This is a genomic window from Streptomyces cinnamoneus, from assembly GCF_002939475.1.
Lineage (GTDB): Bacteria > Actinomycetota > Actinomycetes > Streptomycetales > Streptomycetaceae > Streptomyces > Streptomyces cinnamoneus_A.
This window is the reverse complement of record NZ_PKFQ01000001.1, coordinates 5,968,260-5,986,403: the sequence shown is the minus strand read 5'-3', so window position 1 is coordinate 5,986,403 and position 18,144 is coordinate 5,968,260. Positions and strand designations below refer to the sequence as shown.

Sequence of the window (18,144 nt, the reverse complement as noted above, 5' to 3'; positions counted from 1 at the left end):
TGGGGGGTTGGGGGAAGGTACGGGCGGCACGCTAGCGAGAGCGAACAGGGCAAATCGCCGAATCGGGCCCGGAGGGCGGCTTCTTATGGCGCGCTTAAGGAAGCCATCGGTGGCCGTTAATGAGCGGGCCCGAGGCGCGGGCCCGGGACACCGGCGCGCCTCGCCGCGCCACCGGGGTCACTGGCGCGTGCGGCCGCGGCGCACTCGTCGGCGGCCCGTGCGGCGTCTCGGGCCGGTCCCCTCCGCCGAGAGCCATACCCGCACCTCCGCGCCGCCGAGCACCGACCGCCCGATGCGCACGTCGCCGCCCGTCGACTCGGCGACGCGGCGCACGATGTCCAGGCCGAGGCCGGTGGAGCCGGCGCCGCCCGCGCCGTGGCCGCGGCGCAGCGCCGCGCCGGGGTCCGCGATGCCCGGGCCCGCGTCGGAGACGAGCACGATCACGGCGTCCTTGCTGTGGTGCACGTCCACCGCGAAGGCGGTGCCCTCGGGGGTGTGCCGGAAGACGTTGCCGAGCATCGCGTCCAGCGCGGCGGCGAGTTCGCCGCGGGCGACCGGGACGCGTGCCGTCGCGTCGACGCCTGCCAGCCGCACGGTACGGCCCTCGTCCTCGGCGAGCGCGGACCAGAAGCCCATGCGGTCGCGGATGACCTCGCAGGCGTCACAGCCGAGCGTGGGCTGCGGCTTCTGCCGGCGGTCCTCCCGTGCCGCGCGGATCAGCTGGTCGACCTCGTTCTCCAGCTGGGCCACGGCGGTGCGCGTCTGTTCGGCGACCGGGCCGTCACCGAGCGAGGCCGCGTTGAGGCGCAGGACGGTGAGCGGGGTGCGCAGCCGGTGCGAGAGGTCGGCGGCGAGCTCCCGTTCGCTGGTCAGCAGCTGCACGATGTCGTCCGCCATCGAGTTGAAGGCGACGGCCGCGGCGCGGAGTTCGGCGGGTCCGTCCTCGCGCACCCGTACGTCGAGCCGGCCCTCGCCCAGCTGGACGGCGGCCCGGGCGAGCCGTTCGGCCGGGCGCACCAGGCGCAGGCCGAGCCGGTCCGCGGTGGCGACGGAGCCGGCGACGAGGGCCAGTCCCACTCCGGCGAGGACCAGCCAGGAGGTGGTGACGCCGTTGTCGACGGCGTCGTGGGGCACGTAGACCTCGACGACCGCGAACTCGCCGGCGTTGAGGGCGGTCGGCTGGAGGAGGGCGTAGCCGCCGGGCACGGCGGTGATGACGGAGCGGCCGCGGCGGGCGGTCTCCACGTGGCGCGGGTCGGCGCGGGACCGGCCGACGTCGTAGGCCTCGTGTGCCTCGGCGTTCGCGCCGCCGGGCGCCGGGGCGTCGCCGGTGGGCGGCACGTGGACGGCGAGCCGGCCGACTTCGCCGGCCTGCGAGCTGGCGACCGCCCGTTCCAGCTGGGCGCGGTCGGTGGTGATGGCGAGCGCCGGCCGGATCTGGGCGGCCTGCCGCTCGGCGTCGGTGAACGCGCGGTCGCGGGCGAGTTCCTTGACGACCAGTCCCAGCGGGACGGCGAAGGCCAGCACGACCATCACGGTGACCGCGAGCGAGACCTTGACCAGGGCCCATCTCATGCGGCCGGGGGCTCCAGCTTCACCCCGACCCCGCGCAGGGTGTGGAGGTAGCGCGGCCGGGCGGCCGTCTCGCCCAGCTTGCGGCGCAGCCAGGACAGGTGGACGTCGATGGTCTGGTCGTCGCCGTAGGACTGCCGCCAGACCTCGGCGAGGAGTTCCTTGCGCGGGACGACGATGCCGGGGCGGCCGGCCAGGTAGGCAAGGAGGTCGAACTCGCGCCGGGTCAGGTCGAGGGGGGTGCCGTCGAGGTCGGCCTGGCGGCGCAGCGGGTCGACGCACAGTCCGCCGACGCGCAGCACCCGCTCCGGAACCGGCTCCCCCGTGGCGCCGCCGTGCCCGGTCCGGCCGCCCGCGCGGCGCAGCACGGCGGCGATCCGCGCCGTCAAGTGGGCGGCGGAGAAGGGCTTGACCAGGTAGTCGTCGGCGCCGTCGGTGAGCAGCCGGACGATCTCCGCCTCGTCGTCGCGGGCGGTGGCGACGATGACGGGCACGTCGGTGATGCCGCGCAGCATCTTCAGGGCCTGCGCCCCGTCGAGGTCGGGGAGGCCTAGGTCGAGGACGACCACGTCGAAGCCGACCTGGGCGACTTCGCGCAGTGCCTCCAGGGCGGTGCCGACGCTCCGTACGGTGTGGGCGGCCTCGGTCAATTGCCTGATGAGGGCGGAGCGTACGAACGGGTCGTCCTCGACGACGAGCAGTCTGGCCATGGGCGGCACCGTACGCCATACGGGTGAGGCACTATGAGTCGGATGAGGCGAGTGGTGCATGCCCTGGCATGGGTGTTGGCGACGGGCGTCGCGATGGCGGTGTCCTGGTACGGGGTGCGCACGGTGCTGACGGACACGGCGTACGAACCGCCGCGCGCGCTGCCGATCAGTCACACCCCCGCGCGACCGCCCGAGTCCGCTCCCCCGACCACGGCGAGCGTCCGGCCGCCGTCGCCCCCGCCGCCGCCGAGCGCCCCCGCGGCCTCCGCGCGGCCCGCCACGCCGGATCCCTCCCCGCCGGCCTCCCGGGCCCCGTCGGACGGCGGCGGCGTCAGGAGCTACCCCGTCAAGGGCGGCCGGGCGGTCTTCGACATCGGCGAGAAGTCGGCGACGCTCGTCTCGGCGACGCCGGACGAGGGCCGGCAGATGCGGGTGTGGACGCAGACGGCCTGGATCCGGGTCGACTTCGTGGCGGGTACGCAGACGTCGTCGGTGTTCGTCACCTGGAACGGCCACCCGCCGCAGGTCCAGACCGTGGAGAACTGACCGCGCAGGCCCGGCGGTCCGCCCGTCCTCGGCGGCGGCGCCTCGTCCCCCGCCGGGCCGCCGCCGGGGGATCGGCCGACCGCCTGCCACGGCCTCACTCCTGGAGGACGATCCTCCCCAGGGGCGACACCACCAGCGGGAAGTGGTCGGCGTGGATCAGGCGGTGGCCCACCGGCACCGCCGTCCCGCCCGCCGTGACCGTCCCGTCGGCGGTCGCGTCGTCCGTCGCGTACCTCTCGTGCTCCTCCACCCGCAGCCGGTACTCCGACAGGGGCAGCAGCCGCGGGGCCGGCGGGACGAGGTCCGCCGTCCAGACGAATCCCGGGCCCGCCGCCGTGCAGCCGAGCTCCACGGTGGGGCCCGCGTCGGCCCAGTCCAGGTCCCCGCCGCCCACGGGGCGTTGCTCGACCGCCGCCAGGACGCGGCGGCCGGCGGCCACGGCGGCCTGCCCGGTGCCCACCCGTGTGCCCAGGGCGTTGAGGGAGTGGGGGCCGCCGAGCTCCAGGTGGATGGCTCCGGAGCCGGTCGTCCGGGCGGTGACGGTGCGGTCCGGAAGGAGTTGGAGGAAGTCGGACGTCACCGCCTTGGACAGGTGGAGGGGGTCGACCGAGTACGGCTGGTAGCGGGCGAGAGCGAGCCGCAGGTAGGGGAAGTACGCCTGGCCGGCGGTGGGTTGCCCGGCGGTCAGGTCGATGTCGACGTCGCAGAACCACAGGCGCCGCTCGGGATCGTAGGCGGGTTCGAAGGCCGCGACCGACACGGAGGCCTCCTGCCCCCGCACCGCCTCCGCGAGCACCCGGCCGGTCTCGACGTGCGCGGCGTTGGTGAAGTGGGCGGGGGTGAGGCGGGGCAGGGGCGTGGGATCCGCCCAGACGGGGTCGGCGGCGCACCGGCTGACGAGTTCGTCGGGCAGGTCGGTGCCGGGGTCGAGGAGCACGGCGAGGAGTTCGTCGTCCCCCGAGGAGAACCACGGCCGCTGGAGGTGGATCCGGAAGCCCGCGTGGCGACGCGTGCGGGTCACCTGGTGCCGGCTGTGGTCGACGGAGCGTTCCCAGCGGACGGTCGGCACCATGTGGCTGACCACGGGCGGTTCGGGCCGCCGGGAGCTGGGCACCGGCCAGCCCCGTCCCGAGGGGCCCGCGCTGGCCGGGCCGGTGCGGGTGATCAGGTCCGCCCTGTCGGTGATCGCGGGGTGGAAGTACTCGCGGAAGCGTGTGGTCGCGACCGGGGTGTAGGTGACGTTCCGGTGCCGGGTGTCGCGGAATTCGTGCCGCAGGCCGAAGAGGGAGTGCGTGTCGTCCCGGGGGTTGAGGACGAGGCCGCCGACGCGGTCGTGGCGCTCGACGGCCTGCGGGGCGTCCTGGGTGGGGTCGTCGGTGCGCTCGCTCCAGGTGGCGTCGACGTCGACGCGCCCGGAACTGGCGGCGTGCGACCGCAGGGTCCCCGTGAACGGGGTGAAGGTCGCTCCGGCCTCGCGCGGGAACGCGAGCGTCCCGAGCCTCGGTTCCTCCAGCGGCTTCTCCACGGCGTGGACCAGGGTCAGTTCGGTCCACGGGGTGATCATCCAGTTCTCGCCGTCGACGGCGGCAGCGGTCAGCTCGTCCTTCTTCGCCTGCGGCAGCCCCGTCACCGGATCGTTCCACAGCGCGGAGCCGGTGAGCAGCCCCCAGGCGCGCAGCAGCGGCAGGTCCTCGGGGTCGACGCGGCAGCTCATCCGGACGGTGGCGACCGTGGCCTTGGGCAGCCGGACGGTCAGCTCCCGCTCCAGCAGGCTGCTCCAGAAGGGCGGGCCGTCGCCCTCGACGATCTTCAGGCGGAGCGGCTTGGCCTCGGGCCAGGGCCCGGGGAAGTCGTAGGTCTCGTTGGGGGCGCCGCCGGGAAGGCCCCGCAGGGAGACGCCACGGGCCAGGACGTCGGGCAGGTACGGCAGCAGCAGCTGGGACGCGTCGTGGACGACGTACTCGCCGCGTTCGAGCCCGCTGCCCCGGGAGACGGGCAGCTCGGTCAGCGGCACGGTGTCGTGGACGTCGTGCTTGGCCACGTGGATCCGGCCCAGGGCCTTCAGGTCGAAGGTGACGCCGGGGTCCTGCGGGGGGCTGACCTTGGTGTCGAGGTAGCTGCCGGCCTCCCGGGAGGCCGCGGCGAAGAACCGCCGGCGCACGGCGTCCGGCCGGTCGGGGCCGAGGGCGTCGTCGTACATGCCGTGGTGCTCGGCCATCTGCAGCGAGGTCTTGGGCGGACTGACGTGCCGTTCGTCGTGGCCGCGGTAGCGCCGGTCCAGCCGGTCCACGGGCGAGTCGGCCTCGTGGTCGGGGACCTGCGGATTGCGTTGCAGGGCCCAGGCGCCGGCCGACAGGGGGTGCCCTTCGTCGTCGACGGTGCTGCGGATGACCAGCCGCGTCTCCGACTCGCCTTCCAGGAAGGGCCATCTGGGCACGATCACCGGGGGCGGTACGGGCTCCCAGCGGCCGTAGGTCACGGGCGGCCCGGCGGTGCCCTCGGGGGTGGCGGCGTCGGCGTCCGGACCGTTGCCGGCCAGGTCGCACAGGCGGGCGCGCAGCCGGTAGGTGCGCCCGTAGCGCAGGGCGGGCAGCGACCCCGGGACGGGCCGGAAGGCGGTGGCGAGCGGGAAGTGCGGCGAGACCTCGGGGTCGGGGACCTGAGGGCGGTCGCCTCGCCCGAGGGTACGGCCCGGAGGCGGGGCGGCCAGGCTCCAGCCGTGCCAGCCGAACAGGGCGGGGTGGGCGTAGAGCTGCTGGGAGTCGGTCCGGTCGTGGGTGACGGCCGTGGCCTTGACGTGCCCCTCGTCGGGCCGGACTGCCAGCGGCACGGGCGGCTCCCCCGGGCGGCGGACGGCGTGGCTGCCGGTGCGAGCGCACAGCGGGTGCCAGGCGGTGACGGCACCGGTGGCCGTGTCGACCGTGCCGACGTCCACGCGGTAGCCCCGCACCAGGTGGTCGGCGTCCAGCACGGCCGCGTCGGCCGGCTCGCCGGCCGGTCCCACGCCGGCCGAGTGGCGGGCGTCGTCCTCCATCCGGTCGGCCAGCGCCGTGTCCCGGTCGTCGAGGAGTACCGTGAACCCGGCGCCGTGCAGGGCCGGCGGTGCCGTGCCGTCGGGTGCGCCGGAGAGGGCCGGGTCGCTCAGGCTGCGCACGGTCTGGTCGAGGATCCGGGAGAACTCGACGTAGCTCAGGGCCGCGCCGTCGACGTCGAGGTCGGTGACGTGGACGCCCGGACCGCCCAGGCGCAGCATGCGCCGGCCGTGCGGGGCGTCGTCGGCGGCGTACGGCTCGAAGCGCTGCCCGGACGCGAACCGCACGGCGGTCCATGGCCGCAGCTTCGCGTCCTCGTTGAGCGGCTGCTGGGCGGCGGTGAAGACGACGCGGGCCTGCCACTGGTCGGCGAGCCCCGGCGGCGGGTCGAGCAGCACGTCCAGGGCGAGGCCGAAGCGGCGCAGCAGTTCGGGGTAGTCGGCGAGCAGCGCGCAGGCGGTGTGGAAGTCGAGGTCGGCCGGGGTGACGGGCGGCGGGGCGGGGGTGGCGGGGCGGTCGTAGAAGCGGTACGCCTCGGCGAAGTTGAGGACGGGGCTGTGGTCCCGGTACTCCTGACGGGAGCGGACCATGTGGCGGGGGCGGTACGGGTTCTCGGCGGCGTCCGCCGCCCGGCCGCCCGTGCCCTGCGTGATGATGCCGTCCAGCGTGGTGTAGCTGCCGGTCACGGTGCGTCCGAGGGTGCGCACGTCCTCGGTCAGCAGGCCGAGCAGCTCGTCCGGGTGGGGGTGGTCCCAGGTCGCCGGGGGCGGTGCGGCCGCGCCCTGCCCGGAGCCGCCGTCGGGGAAGGCCCTGCGGCGGGCGGTGGCGGTCGCGGCCGTCTCGTACAGTGCCGCGACCCGCTCGTTCACCGCCCGGCCGGGGTAGGAACGCAGCGTGAGCGGGCCGGTCGCGGCGGCGGTGAGCGCGCCGGCGGGGTCGCGCACCGTGCTGTCGGCGCGGAAGAGCTGGGTCCACAGGTCGCTGCTGGCGGGCGGGTAGCGGTCCTGTCGCGGGCTGACCGGCACCTGGGCGCCGGGGCCGCCCGGGCCGGGCGCCCGGAACTCCACGCGCAGCTCGGGGGTGTAGCGGCGCAGGGTGGCCGGCCAGTCCAGGAAGCCGGGGAAGGAGCGGAGCGTGGTGCCGCCGGTCAGGCGGGGGCTGACGAGGACGGTCAGCCGCAGCCGGCCGTCCGCTGCCGGCCCGTCGGGCAGTACGGTCCAGCGGATCGTCTCGGGCATGGGTCAGCTCACTTCCGCGAAGGCGGTGCAGTACTCGTCCACGGGATCGCGCCGCAGGCCCGTCACCGGGTCGGTGTAGGGCGACATCATCTCGGCGAAGGTGGGAGGGCGCGGTGCCTCGGCGGCGAGGGCGGCCGCGGCGGGGCCGGACCCCAGGAACCGCTTCTCGCACTCGATGCTCACCGACTGCGACCAGAAGCCGATGTGCACGCTGACGGTGATGCGGGCCCGGCCGTAGACGGTGCCGCTGTCGACGTCGTAGGACAGTTCGAGGCACAGTTCGACGGAGGCGGAGACGATGCCCAGGACGTCGACCTCGCCACGGGCCCGGAAGTAGCCGGTGAGGCGGCACTCGCCGGTGTCGAGCTCCAGGCGGAAGTAGATGCCCGCCATGACCGACAGGCTTCCGCTGGCCACCCCGAAGTCCATGGAGACCGCGGCGCCGAACTCCAGGGCCGCCTCCAGGACGGCCACGCGCTTGGGGGTGAGGACGATGCCGAAGAACCCGCCGCCGCCCAGCATCGACACGGTGAGCCGGAAGGGCGCCTGGCGGCTGCAGAAGGAGAAGCCGACCTCCAGCGGCCGTCCGATGAACGGCAGGTCGAGGTAGGCGTCCAGGCGGATGTTCTCCAGGCTGAACACGCCGATCGCCAGGTTCGGCAGCGGCATGGCGTAGCGGGCCGTGATGCCGGCCGGGGTGACCTGGATGCCGGGCGGGTCGCTGAAGCCGTCCAGGGGGATGAGCCGGCGCAGCGTCTGGACGAACGACAGCGCGCCGATGAAGGCCACGTCCTCCAGGGCCACGTCGATGTCCGGCTTGCGTCCGGCGCGCTGGGTGACGCGGACGTGCCGGAACGTCAGCCGCATGGCCTTGAAGGGCGGTACGAGGACGAGGTCGAAGTTCTCGAGCGAGCAGCTGACGTCCGCGCCGGGCGGCACGTCGGGGCGCAGTGAGCCGCGCAGGTCGGCGACGAGGGAGAGGCGTCCGTCGGGGTGGGGCGCGAAGAGGGGGTCGGTGGAGGGCCATTGCTGGATGGCGGGGTTCCACTCCAGCCGGGTCTGTACGGTCTGGGGGAGCTTGACGCCCTGGGCGGCCGCCTGGAGGGCGTCGCGCAGGGCCGGTGCCTGCCCCGCGGCGGCGGTCCAGGTGCCGGCCTCCTGCCGCAGGCGGTCGAGCAGGGCGCGCAGTCCCGGGTCGGCGGCGCGGGGCAGGGCGGTGAGCAGGTCGGTCAGGGCGGTGGAGAAGGCGGCGAAGGCGGCGTCGATCTGTTCGAGGGTGACCGGCGGGGCGGCGGGCGGGCCGGGCAGGTGCTGGGAGAGGTAGTCGCCGACGAGCCGGGCCAGGTTCCGGGCGGTCTCGGTGACGCGGCCCGCTGCGGGCGGCAGACCGGTGGAGGTGTTGGCGACGAAGTCGCCGGCGCGTCGCAGGCCGGTGAGGAAGCCGGTGACGGCGTTGACGGTCTCGGTGAGGAAGGCGGGGACGTGCAGGGCGGGCAGTGCCGTCGCGTCCTCGATCTTCTGGACGATGTCGGCGAGGGAGAGGACGCCGAGCAGGTTGACGTCGAGGTTCCTGATGATCTCGGAGGGGTGGAAGAAGTCGCCCGGGTCGAACGTGCCGTCGGCGATCTTGTTGAGCGCTTCGGCGCCCGCCGCGGCACCGGCGACCGGGCCGGTCTTGCGGGACAGCCCGGCCACGTCGAAGCTGGGGGTGAGCAGTCCGCCCGAACGCTCGGCCTGGCCGTGGAAGTCCATGGTGAGGGCGTCGTCGCCGGAGGCCAGGACGTGCAGCAGCACTTCGCCCGGGTTGCCGGTCCGCCCGCCGCTGGTGGCGTGTGCGAAGCCGGAGAGGGCGTAGCGGGGGGCGTAGACCACGGGGACGACGCGGTCGCCGCCGCTGAGGGCGCCGATCGCGGGCAGGGTCGCGTTGGCCCAGCTGAGCTGGGGGAGGAAGGCGGCCTCGCCCGGGGCCGCGTGGCCCGGGTCCGCCAGGGCGGGCGGGGCCGCCACGCTCCAGAAGAGGTCGGCGACTTCCACGCTGGTGTCGTCCGGCTGGACGGAGGGTGCCAGGGCCACGGACTGGCCTTGCAGGGCGGCCCGGGTCAGTTCGAGCTCGTCGTCGGGTGCGACGCCGGCCGCCGCGGTCGGCGGGCGGGACTTGGCGTTGTAGTCGTCGACGATCCGGGCGAGCTGGGCACCGGTGCTCAGCTCCTCCGGCACGAACAGCAGGGGCGTGCGGAACTCCACGACGCGGCCTTCGTGGTCGACCGCCGTGGCCCGGAAGCGGAACGGCGTCTCGGCGGCCGTGCCGGGAAAGAAGGCGGCACCGGTGGGCGGCTCCGGGGCGAGGTCGGGTGTGACCAGGGTGTCCAGGCGGACGCTGGTGAAGGGGAACAGCAGGTTCGTCAGGTCGGCGGTGGGGTCGGTCGTTGACGCGGGCAGTTCCTCGTGCGGGTCGTACGTGCGCGAGCGTTGCCGCACGACGACGAAGAACCGCTGGGACAGGAACGCCGCGCGGGGTGCGGCGAACGTGCGCTCGGTGACCTTGACCAGGGTCGCGCGGTGGCCGAAGGGGCACAGGAAGCCCTCGCGCATGACGCGTACGTAGTGGTCCCGGCCCAGGGTGGCGCGGTGCCGCCAGTCGGACAGGCTGATACCCCGGGGCCGCCGGGGCCACTGCCCGCTGCTGTCCAGCCATCCCCCCGCCGCCGACAGCAGCAGCTGTTCGACGTCGACGGGCTGGGGCGGGCAGGGCTGCCCCTGGGGCGTCAGCAGGCCGTCCCGGGAGGTGAGTTCCACGATTTCCGTACGGTCCTGGGCGGTGAGCGGCAGCCGTGACACCTCCGGCTGGCCGGTGCCCGGGGCGCGGTCCCGGTTCCACACGGCGCGGACGGTCGTGCGGGAGAGCCGGGTGTGCCACAGCTCCACGCGGCCGCCGGAGGCGGGCTCCCCCGCGGCGTCCCGGTGCGACCAGCGGGCCTGCTGTGAGGGGGACAGCAGCAGCCGGTAGGGCAGCTCGACGCCGGTGCGGGGGCTCGCCGGGTCGGCGAAGGGGTCCTGCGGGACGCGCTGCGGGGCGGCGGTGGCCGGCGCCGACGCGGCGGCGCCGTACCGGGCGTCGAGCTGGGCCTGCGCGCTCAGGAGCCGGGCCAGCACGAGGGCCCTGCCCGCGGGGTCGTCCACAGCGGCGGGCAGCTGCCGCGACAGGCCCGGCCGTGGCGCCGGAGCCGGCGGGTCCGCCTCACGCGCCGCGTCGACGACGTGCGGGGGCAGACTCCGCATGGCCTCCAGCAGCCCCGCCTCGGAGTACTCGATCACGTCCTGCGGCCCCACCTCGAAGACCAGGACGGTCCGTCCGGCGACGAGCGAGCCGACCGGGACCTCGCGGGGCTCCCCCTCGGCCACGGCGTGCTCCGTGACGTGCTGAGGCCCCAGGACGACCACCAGGAGCCCCTCCTGCCGGGGATCGGCCCGCACGAGCCGCCGGCCCGCGGAGTGCTCGGCGAACGCCAGGCCGACGAACCGGAAGGTCAGGTCGAGAAGGTCGACGCCGCGCAGGACCCGCACGGTCTCCAGTGTGCTCATGCCGCCCCCGGTTCGCAGATACCTGCCCCGCTACACGCCCACCCTGCGGAACCAGCGTACTCCGGAAAGGACTTATGAGACTGAAATGACCTCATTGGAGTGAATTAGCGGGCGATATCCGCGAGGGACCGGCGATCCGGGACACCGCACCCGCGTATTACTGTGCGCGGATGAGTCTTCACGTCGTCATAGGATTCGGGCCCGCCGGGGCGGCCACCGCCCGGTTGCTGGCCGGACGGGGTCACGCGGTACGCGTGGTCACCACGTCAGGCCGCCCCCCGGAGCCCGGCATCGAGCACATCGCGTTGGACGCGACGGACGGCAAACGCCTGGCCGAGGCGGCGCGGGGCGCGACCGCGATCTTCAGCTGCGCCGCACCGCCCTACCACCGCTGGCCCGGGCAATGGCCGCCGCTGGCCTCGTCGCTCTGCGCGGCCGCCGAGGCGACCGGGGCCGTCCTGGTCATGCTGGGCAACCTCTACGGCTACGGGCCGGTGGACGGTCCCCTGACCGAGGACCTGCCGCTCGCGGCGACCGGCCCCAAGGGGCGGGTGCGCGCCGCCGTCTGGGAGCGGGCGCGGGCCCTGCACGACCAGGGGCGCATCAGGGCGGTCGAGGTGCGGGCCTCGGACTTCTTCGGGCCCGGCGTGACCGACGGCGGGCACCTGGCCGCGCGGGTCGTGCCGCGCCTGCTGCGCGGCAAGCCGGTCTCCACGCTCGGGGACCCGGACGCCCCGCACAGCTGGAGCTACCTCCCCGACGTGGCCGGGGCCCTCGTCGAGGTCGCCGGTGAGGAACGGGCCTGGGGGCGGCCCTGGCACGTCCCCACCGAACCCCCGCGGTCCGTCCGGGAGATGACCGGCCTCCTCGCCGCCCAGGCGGGTACGGGCCCGGTCGCGGTGCGCGGGACGCCGCCTGCCGTGCTGGGCGTGGCGTCGCTCTTCTCCCCGCTGATCCGCGAACTCAAGGAGATCCGCTACCAGTTCGACCGTCCGTTCATCCTTGACGCGAGCGCCTACGCATCGGCGTTCACCCTGCGCGCCACCCCCGTCGACCAGCAGGTCAAGGCGACGGTGGACTGGTGGCGGGAACGCCTGGCCGCCGGCGGCGACAGCTGATCCCGGCGCGGGGCGGACCGCCTCGGCCCTGACGCCGGGCCGCCCGGCCCGCCCCGTCACCGCCGCCCGGAGCCGGCGGACGGCTCGGCGGTGCCCCGCCCGGGCTCCCGCCGACACCGGTCGAGCGGGACGGGCCGGGGCGGACGAGGCCCCCCGGTGGCCGTGAGGGCCTCGGTCAGGCGCCGACGTAGTCCGCGAGGTGCTCGCCGGTCAGGGTGGAGCGGGCGGCGACGAGCTCGGCGGGGGTGCCCTCGAAGACGATCCGGCCGCCGTCGTGACCGGCGCCGGGGCCGAGGTCGATGATCCAGTCGGCGTGCGCCATGACCGCCTGGTGGTGTTCGATGACGATGACCGACTTGCCGGAGTCGACGAGCCGGTCGAGCAGGCCGAGCAGCTGCTGGACGTCGGCGAGGTGGAGACCGGTGGTCGGCTCGTCGAGGATGTAGACGCCGCCCTTGTCGGCCATGTGGGTGGCCAGCTTGAGCCGCTGCCGCTCACCGCCGGACAGTGTGGTGAGCGGCTGGCCGAGGGTGAGGTAGCCGAGCCCGACGTCGGCGAGCCGGCCCAGGATCCGGTGCGCGGCCGGCGTGCGCGCCTCGCCGGCGCCGAAGAACTCCTCGGCCTCGGTCACCGACATCGCCAGCACCTCACTGATGTCCCGGCCGCCGAGGTGGTGGTCCAGCACCGACGCCTGGAAGCGCTTCCCCTCGCACTCCTCGCAGGGGGTGGCGACGCCGGCCATCATCGCCAGGTCGGTGTAGACGACGCCCGCGCCGTTGCACGTGGGGCAGGCGCCTTCGGAGTTGGCGCTGAACAGCGCCGGCTTCACGCCGTTGGCCTTGGCGAACGCCTTGCGGACCGGGTCGAGCAGTCCGGTGTACGTCGCCGGGTTGCTCCGCCGCGACCCGCGGATGGGGCTCTGGTCGACCGACACCACGCCCGCGTCGGCGGAGACCGAGCCGTGGAGGAGCGAACTCTTGCCGGAGCCGGCGACGCCCGTGACCACCGTGAGCACCCCGAGCGGGATGTCCACGTCGACGCCACGCAGGTTGTTCGCGGTCGCGCCGCGGATCCCCAGGGCGCCGGCGGGTTCGCGCACCGTGTCCTTGACCGCGGCCCGGTCGTCGAGATGACGGCCGGTGACGGTGCCGCTGGCCCGCAGCCCCTCGACGGTGCCCTCGAAGCAGACGGAACCGCCCGCCGTGCCGGCGCCGGGGCCGAGGTCGACGACGTGGTCGGCGATCGCGATCACCTCCGGCTTGTGCTCCACGACGAGCACCGTGTTGCCCTTGTCCCGCAGCCGCAGCAGCAGGTTGTTCATCCGCTGGACGTCATGGGGGTGCAGGCCCGAGGTGGGCTCGTCGAAGACGTAGGTGACGTCGGTGAGCGAGGAGCCGAGGTGGCGGATCATCTTGACGCGCTGCGCCTCGCCGCCGGACAGCGTGCCCGCGGGGCGGTCGAGCGCGAGATAGCCGAGGCCGATCTCCACGAACGAGTCGAGGGTCTGCTGCAGCGCGGTGAGCAGCGGCGCGACCGACGGCTCCTTGAGGCCGCGGACCCATTCGGCCAGGTCCCTGATCTCCATCGCGCAGACGTCGGCGATGCTCTTCCGCTTGATCTTCGACGAGCGGGCTCCCTCGGCGAGCCGGGTGCCGCCGCACTCGGGGCAGGTGGTGAACGTGACCGCCCGCTCCACGAACGCCCGGACGTGCGGCTGCATCGCCTCCTTGTCCTTGGCGAGCATCGACTTCTGGACCCGCGGGATCAGCCCCTCGTAGGTCATGTTGATGCCCGCGATCTTCATCCTGGTCGGCTCGCGGTGCAGGAGGTCGTGCAGCTCCTTCTTGGTGAACCGACGGATCGGCTTGTCCGGGTCGAAGAAGCCCGACTCGGCGTAGAGCCGGGAGTTCCAGCCGCCCCCGGTGTAGCCGGGGATCGTGAACGCGCCCTCGTTGATCGACTTGCTGTCGTCGTACAGCTGGGACAGGTCGATGTCGGAGACCGCGCCCCGGCCCTCGCAGCGCGGGCACATGCCGCCGGTGCGCTTGAAGGTCACCTTCTCGGCCTTCTTGGCGCCGCGCTCGACGGTGATCGCGCCGGCCGCGTGCACCGAGGGGACGTTGAAGGCGTACGCGCCGGGCGGGCCGATGTGGGGCTTGCCGAGCCGGCTGAAGAGGATGCGCAGCATCGCGTTGGCGTCGGTGACGGTGCCGACCGTGGAGCGCGGGTCGGCGCCCATCCGCTGCTGGTCGACGGCGATCACGGTGGTCAGCCCGTCGAGGACGTCGGCCTCGGGCCGTGCCAGCGTCGGCATGAAGCCCTGCACGAAGGCGCTGTAGGTTTCGTTGATCAGCCGCTGCGACTCGGCGGCGATGGTGTCGAACACCAGCGAGCTCTTGCCCGAGCCGGAGACCCCGGTGAACACCGTCAGCCGGCGCTTCGGGATCTCGATGCTGACGTCCTTGAGGTTGTTCTCGCGTGCCCCGTGCACGCGGATCAGATCGTGGCTGTCGGCGGCGTGCGGGGCGGGCGGGTGCGTATCCGTCCTCTTGGGCATGCTCTTCGTGTCTCCCTCGGTGGGCGGGGCCGCTTCCGCGGCCTCCGTCGACGTCGCCTGGCTCGGTCCGACCAGTTTCGAACTCTACGACTGGTTCTCTCGCGCCGGCACGGCCCGGGGGCGGCGGCCCGCCGTCCGCCTGACCGGTGGTGGCGGCCCGGGGGCGCGGCGGCGGCCCTCAGGGCGGTGTCGGACGCCCGTGCCATGCTGGAGTGCGTGACGCTTGAGGACCTGGTGAGGCTGCGCCGCGCGCGCGACGTGATGGATCGCGACTACGCGCGGCCGCTGGACGTGCCGGCGCTGGCCGACGTCGCCCTCATGTCGCCCGGGCACTTCTCCCGCAGCTTCCGCGCCGCCTTCGGCGAGACGCCCTACGGCTACCTGATGACGCGCCGTGTCGAGCGGGCCAAGGCGCTGTTGCGGCGGGGCGACCTGAGCGTCACGGAGGTCTGCTTCGAGGTCGGATGCACGTCGCTGGGGTCGTTCAGCTCGCGCTTCACCGAGCTGGTCGGTGAGAGCCCGAGCGCGTACCGGGCCCGCCGCCATGAGACGGGCGCCGCGATCCCCGCGTGCGTGGCCAAGATCCTCACGCGACCGCGCAGGAACGGCGCACCGGTCGGGGCCGGCCGATCGGTCAGGATCGGAGAAGCGGGATCGGCCGTCGCCTCGTAGCGTCGAAGGCATGAACATCAAGCTCTCGCAGTGCTTCATCGCCGTCGACGACCACGACAAGGCCCTCGCCTTCTACCGCGACGTCCTCGGCTTGGAGGTGCGCAACGACGTGGGGTTCGAGGGGATGCGCTGGGTGACCGTCGGGTCGCCCGCGCAGCCGGACGTGGAGATCGTCCTCGAACCGCCGGCCGCCAACCCGAACGCCTCGCCGGCCGACAAGCAGGCGATGGCGGAACTCCTAGCCAAGGGCATGCTGCGCGGCGTGATCTTCTCCACCGAAGACTGCGACGCCACCTTCGAACGGATCCGGGCCGCTGGCGGCGAGGTCCTCCAGGAGCCGATCGACCAGCCCTACGGCGTCCGCGACTGCGCCTTCCGCGACCCGGCCGGCAACATGCTCCGCTTCACCCAGCCCCGTACCGGCTGACCCGTCTCCGAACGCTCGCCCGCGCCCCGGCCCCCGGCCGGGGCGCTTTCCCCCTCCCGGGCAGGGCAGGCCGCAGGCAGGGGTCTGCTCGTCCCGGACAGCATGGGTGGACCTCAGTACGGCCAGGCCGAGTGACCGAGCGGCCCGAAGGCGGGCAGGACGAAATCTCACCCATTCGACTGATTCCCGTACAGCCAGCGGCAAGGAATTCACCCAGACGGACAGGCTGGACAGGTTTAAATGGCGCGTGATGCTGAAGCATGCCGTCGGCCACCACACCTGCCCGACTGCGCATTTGCTGTTCGTCCTCAAGTCCGCACATACGCTGGCGATGCCTGAACCGATCGTTTGACCAAACGGTTGATCGCATCGCTATTCCTTTGATGGCCGCAAGTCCGATCGGGTTCCCTCCTGAACCCGGTCCTTTCAGCACAGCGCGCCCCCTTCATGCACGGTGACATCACCTCTGCGCCCACAACGGCGCTTCCGCTGGCGAGTTCTCGTGAAGGAGCCCTTCGGATGTCTTCGATGCGTAGCCGCCTGGCGGCCCTGGTGCTGGCCGCCGCAGTCGGCGGTACGGTGCTGGGCCTGGCACCGTCAGCCTCCGCCGACGACCACCCGTCAGACGACGGCCTGCGCGACCTGCCGGTGCTGGTGGTCTACCCGGCTCCCGGCAAGATCACCAGGGAACACAAGGTCACCGACACCTACCAGTACGCCCCCTCGGCAGGCTCCTCCGACGACGCCTCCGGCTCCGCCCCGTCGGCCCAGAGCCCCACCTCCCAGCAGGGCGTGGCGTCCAGCCTCAAGGACACCGCCAACAGCGCCGTCCAGTCCGCCACCAGCGGCGCTTCCGGCACCGTCGGCTCGGCACTGACGTAACAGCAGGCGTCGCCCGGCACCGGACCTCGCGCCCGGGACCGGAAGACCGTCTGCCCCTCGCCTTTCCCCACACTCGACCTCGCAGGCGACGCATCCCCTGCCGTTTGCCGAACAGGAGACCTCGTGAACGAATCAACGTCACGTACAGCCCGTGCCGCAAAGCCGCAGCGCCGTCTCCGGGGACGGCTGTCCTCCAGGTACCTCTTCACGGCACTGATGGCCGCGTTGACCCTGGTAGCCGTGACAACAGCACCCGCCTCGGCGAAAACGCAGGACGTCAAGTCGAGCTACGTCCACGCTGGTGGCACCGGCCACTGGAACGTGAAGTTCCGCGGTACCGCGAGCAGCAAAAACGGCACCTACACGCTCAAAGGAGCCCTAGAAGGCGCCTGCTCGAACGCTGTGGGCACAGCACAGCCATGGATGGGCCTCCCATACGGCTCGAGCAGCGAATCATGGAGGATTGCCGAGGCGCAGTGCCTCAGTTCGTCGAAACTTCAGGTCAACGAATCCGGGAAACTCGGCTCTGACGGCAAGTTGTGGGTCCGCGCCGGAGGCTGGGGCGGAGCCTTCGCCGGCTACTGGGGCTGGACGGGCTCCCGAATCCTCTACCTGAACGACTGACGGACAGCACATCGGAGGAGGCGGGGCGGTAGGCCCCACGCCTACCCGGGGCCCGGCTCGGAGAACCCACGAGCCGGACCCCGGTGGTGGACGAGGGACCTGTGCCCGTTCGGACCCGGTCGTCCGCGAACGCTTCGCCCAGACGGCCTCGGGGCCGGCCCGCCCGTCCGGTCCTGTGCGGGAGGCCGGGTCTGATCGCGGTCAAGCCTGTGCAGCCGGTCGCGGGCGGTGCGGGGCAGGCCGTCCACTACGCACTGCCAGGAGTGGCTGATCATTTCGGCGAGTTCCTCGTCGGGGACCGCGCCGTCCAGGTGCACGGTGATCCAGTGCCACCGGGGGCCCTGATACCCGTACCCGGGGCGTACCGCCGGGTACTGCTCGTACAGGTGCAGGGCGAGGGCGGATTCGCACTTCACGCTCAGCCGGTCGGGCTGGGAGGCGTTGGCCGCCGCCAGGGTGGCGAAGATCTTGCCGCCGACCTTGTAGACGGGCCGGTGCGGGCCCCATGGCTCTTCCTCATCGACCTCGGGCAGGCCCAGGGCGCAGGCCCGCGACATCGTCGGGATTCATTCGGTGCTGTCCTTCATGCGGGGGTGGCGATCGGGCAAGCCGCCCGCTGGGAGGCGGCCGGGCGCCGCGGGCCGGTCCCCGGGGCGGGGGCGCCGGACCACGCTTCGAGCCAGGGAATTCCGAAGGTGCCCCGGTCGTGGCCGGTTTCCCGGCCGGCGGCCGCGGTGACGAACGACCGGGCCACAGGCCGGCGGCCACCCGGAACCGCGTCTGTACCTTCAGAGGGAGGTCACTGCCCGCCGAGGTAGTCGGTCTGCGAGGCGATGCGGCCCTCGCGCAGCTGAAGGACGGAGCAGAAGCGGGCGGTGACCGGCTCTCCAGCCGGGGGCAGGCCGGGGTGTACCCCGGCGCTGGTTCCCCCGAAGCCGAATTCGACGGCGATGGCGTCCCCGTCGGCGATGACGCGCTCGATGGTGAACTTCCGGTCGGGAACGGCACCGGCGTACTCGCGCAGGTGGCGCACGAAGGGGTCCCGGCCGGTGAAGGCGAGCCCGAAGGGCCCGCACTCGTAGGTGGTGTCGTCGGTGTACAGCTCGCCGAACCGGTGGAAGTCCTGGTCGTTGTAGGCGTTCGCCCACGCGTGGACGAACGTGTCGCTGTTCATGGCTGTTGTC

At 73.5% G+C, this 18,144-nt stretch carries 13 protein-coding genes; 6 read left to right on the top strand and 7 right to left on the bottom strand.

The features are described from left to right. Nucleotides 1–177: 177 nt before the first annotated feature. Both CYQ11_RS26535 and CYQ11_RS26530 read right to left on the bottom strand, forming a co-directional pair. Nucleotides 178–1,575, bottom strand: coding sequence for a sensor histidine kinase (locus tag CYQ11_RS26535; RefSeq protein WP_099202831.1), 1,398 nt, complete (start codon nt 1,573–1,575; stop codon nt 178–180). Further along, a complete protein-coding gene (locus CYQ11_RS26530) occupies nt 1,572–2,282 on the bottom strand; it encodes a response regulator transcription factor (RefSeq protein WP_181143800.1) in 711 nt (236 codons plus the stop codon). Before CYQ11_RS26530 ends, CYQ11_RS26535 begins: the two co-directional genes overlap by 4 nt. 42 nt (nt 2,283–2,324) lie before the next feature. Here CYQ11_RS26530 and CYQ11_RS26525 point away from each other — a divergent pair, with 42 nt between their 5' ends. Further along, entirely contained in the window at nt 2,325–2,828 is a 504-nt protein-coding gene (locus CYQ11_RS26525; protein ID WP_099202829.1) for a hypothetical protein, read from the top strand. Between the two features lie 94 nt (nt 2,829–2,922). Here the strand turns inward: CYQ11_RS26525 and CYQ11_RS26520 are convergent, their stop codons facing one another. Both CYQ11_RS26520 and CYQ11_RS26515 read right to left on the bottom strand, forming a co-directional pair. Then, nucleotides 2,923–7,098 (bottom strand): hypothetical protein, encoded by a 4,176-nt coding sequence (locus CYQ11_RS26520; protein ID WP_099202828.1) that lies wholly within the window; start codon nt 7,096–7,098, stop codon nt 2,923–2,925. A 3-nt stretch (nt 7,099–7,101) separates the two neighbouring features. Further along, nucleotides 7,102–10,680: a hypothetical protein gene (locus tag CYQ11_RS26515; protein WP_099202827.1), complete on the bottom strand. Its 3,579-nt coding sequence runs from the start codon at nt 10,678–10,680 to the stop codon at nt 7,102–7,104. Nucleotides 10,681–10,850: 170 nt separating this feature from the next. Between CYQ11_RS26515 and CYQ11_RS26510 the strand changes: the two genes are divergently transcribed. Beyond that, complete coding sequence (locus CYQ11_RS26510; RefSeq protein WP_099202826.1) at nt 10,851–11,798, top strand: NAD-dependent epimerase/dehydratase family protein; 948 nt, start codon at nt 10,851–10,853, stop codon at nt 11,796–11,798. Between the two features lie 175 nt (nt 11,799–11,973). Here the strand turns inward: CYQ11_RS26510 and CYQ11_RS26505 are convergent, their stop codons facing one another. Then, a complete protein-coding gene (locus CYQ11_RS26505) occupies nt 11,974–14,355 on the bottom strand; it encodes an ATP-binding cassette domain-containing protein (protein ID WP_099202825.1) in 2,382 nt (793 codons plus the stop codon). A 216-nt stretch (nt 14,356–14,571) separates the two neighbouring features. On the opposite strand from CYQ11_RS26505, the gene CYQ11_RS26500 reads away from it, so the two are divergent. From CYQ11_RS26500 to CYQ11_RS29290, 4 genes are all read left to right on the top strand, one after another. Beyond that, on the top strand, nt 14,572–15,027 hold the full coding sequence (locus CYQ11_RS26500) for a helix-turn-helix transcriptional regulator (protein WP_240003712.1): 456 nt from the start codon (nt 14,572–14,574) through the stop codon (nt 15,025–15,027). Nucleotides 15,028–15,037: 10 nt separating this feature from the next. Further along, entirely contained in the window at nt 15,038–15,454 is a 417-nt protein-coding gene (locus tag CYQ11_RS26495; RefSeq protein WP_099202823.1) for a VOC family protein, read from the top strand. A gap of 519 nt (nt 15,455–15,973) precedes the next feature. Continuing rightward, nucleotides 15,974–16,336, top strand: a complete 363-nt coding sequence (locus CYQ11_RS26490; RefSeq protein ID WP_099202822.1) for a hypothetical protein — start codon at nt 15,974–15,976, stop codon at nt 16,334–16,336. Nucleotides 16,337–16,576: 240 nt separating this feature from the next. Next, nucleotides 16,577–16,960 (top strand): hypothetical protein, encoded by a 384-nt coding sequence (locus tag CYQ11_RS29290; RefSeq protein WP_146104746.1) that lies wholly within the window; start codon nt 16,577–16,579, stop codon nt 16,958–16,960. Nucleotides 16,961–17,001: 41 nt separating this feature from the next. Here the strand turns inward: CYQ11_RS29290 and CYQ11_RS26485 are convergent, their stop codons facing one another. Beyond that, nucleotides 17,002–17,517 carry an MmcQ/YjbR family DNA-binding protein gene (locus CYQ11_RS26485; RefSeq protein WP_099202821.1) on the bottom strand — a complete coding sequence of 172 codons (516 nt, stop codon included), beginning with the start codon at nt 17,515–17,517 and terminating at the stop codon, nt 17,002–17,004. A gap of 242 nt (nt 17,518–17,759) precedes the next feature. Next, nucleotides 17,760–18,134, bottom strand: a complete 375-nt coding sequence (locus CYQ11_RS26480) for an ester cyclase (protein ID WP_099202820.1) — start codon at nt 18,132–18,134, stop codon at nt 17,760–17,762. Nucleotides 18,135–18,144: the final 10 nt, after the last annotated feature.

Excerpts from the sequence above, each read along its gene's own strand:
- CYQ11_RS26535 (WP_099202831.1), bottom strand. The coding sequence starts at position 1,575 with ATGAGATGGGCCCTGGTCAAGGTCTCGCTCGCGGTCACCGTGATGGTC.
- CYQ11_RS26530 (WP_181143800.1), bottom strand. The coding sequence starts at position 2,282 with ATGGCCAGACTGCTCGTCGTCGAGGACGACCCGTTCGTACGCTCCGCC.
- CYQ11_RS26525 (WP_099202829.1), top strand. The coding sequence starts at position 2,325 with ATGAGGCGAGTGGTGCATGCCCTGGCATGGGTGTTGGCGACGGGCGTC.
- CYQ11_RS26520 (WP_099202828.1), bottom strand. The coding sequence starts at position 7,098 with ATGCCCGAGACGATCCGCTGGACCGTACTGCCCGACGGGCCGGCAGCG.
- CYQ11_RS26515 (WP_099202827.1), bottom strand. The coding sequence starts at position 10,680 with ATGAGCACACTGGAGACCGTGCGGGTCCTGCGCGGCGTCGACCTTCTC.
- CYQ11_RS26510 (WP_099202826.1), top strand. The coding sequence starts at position 10,851 with ATGAGTCTTCACGTCGTCATAGGATTCGGGCCCGCCGGGGCGGCCACC.
- CYQ11_RS26505 (WP_099202825.1), bottom strand. The coding sequence starts at position 14,355 with ATGCCCAAGAGGACGGATACGCACCCGCCCGCCCCGCACGCCGCCGAC.
- CYQ11_RS26495 (WP_099202823.1), top strand. The coding sequence starts at position 15,038 with ATGAACATCAAGCTCTCGCAGTGCTTCATCGCCGTCGACGACCACGAC.
- CYQ11_RS26490 (WP_099202822.1), top strand. The coding sequence starts at position 15,974 with ATGTCTTCGATGCGTAGCCGCCTGGCGGCCCTGGTGCTGGCCGCCGCA.
- CYQ11_RS26485 (WP_099202821.1), bottom strand. The coding sequence starts at position 17,517 with ATGTCGCGGGCCTGCGCCCTGGGCCTGCCCGAGGTCGATGAGGAAGAG.
- CYQ11_RS26480 (WP_099202820.1), bottom strand. The coding sequence starts at position 18,134 with ATGAACAGCGACACGTTCGTCCACGCGTGGGCGAACGCCTACAACGAC.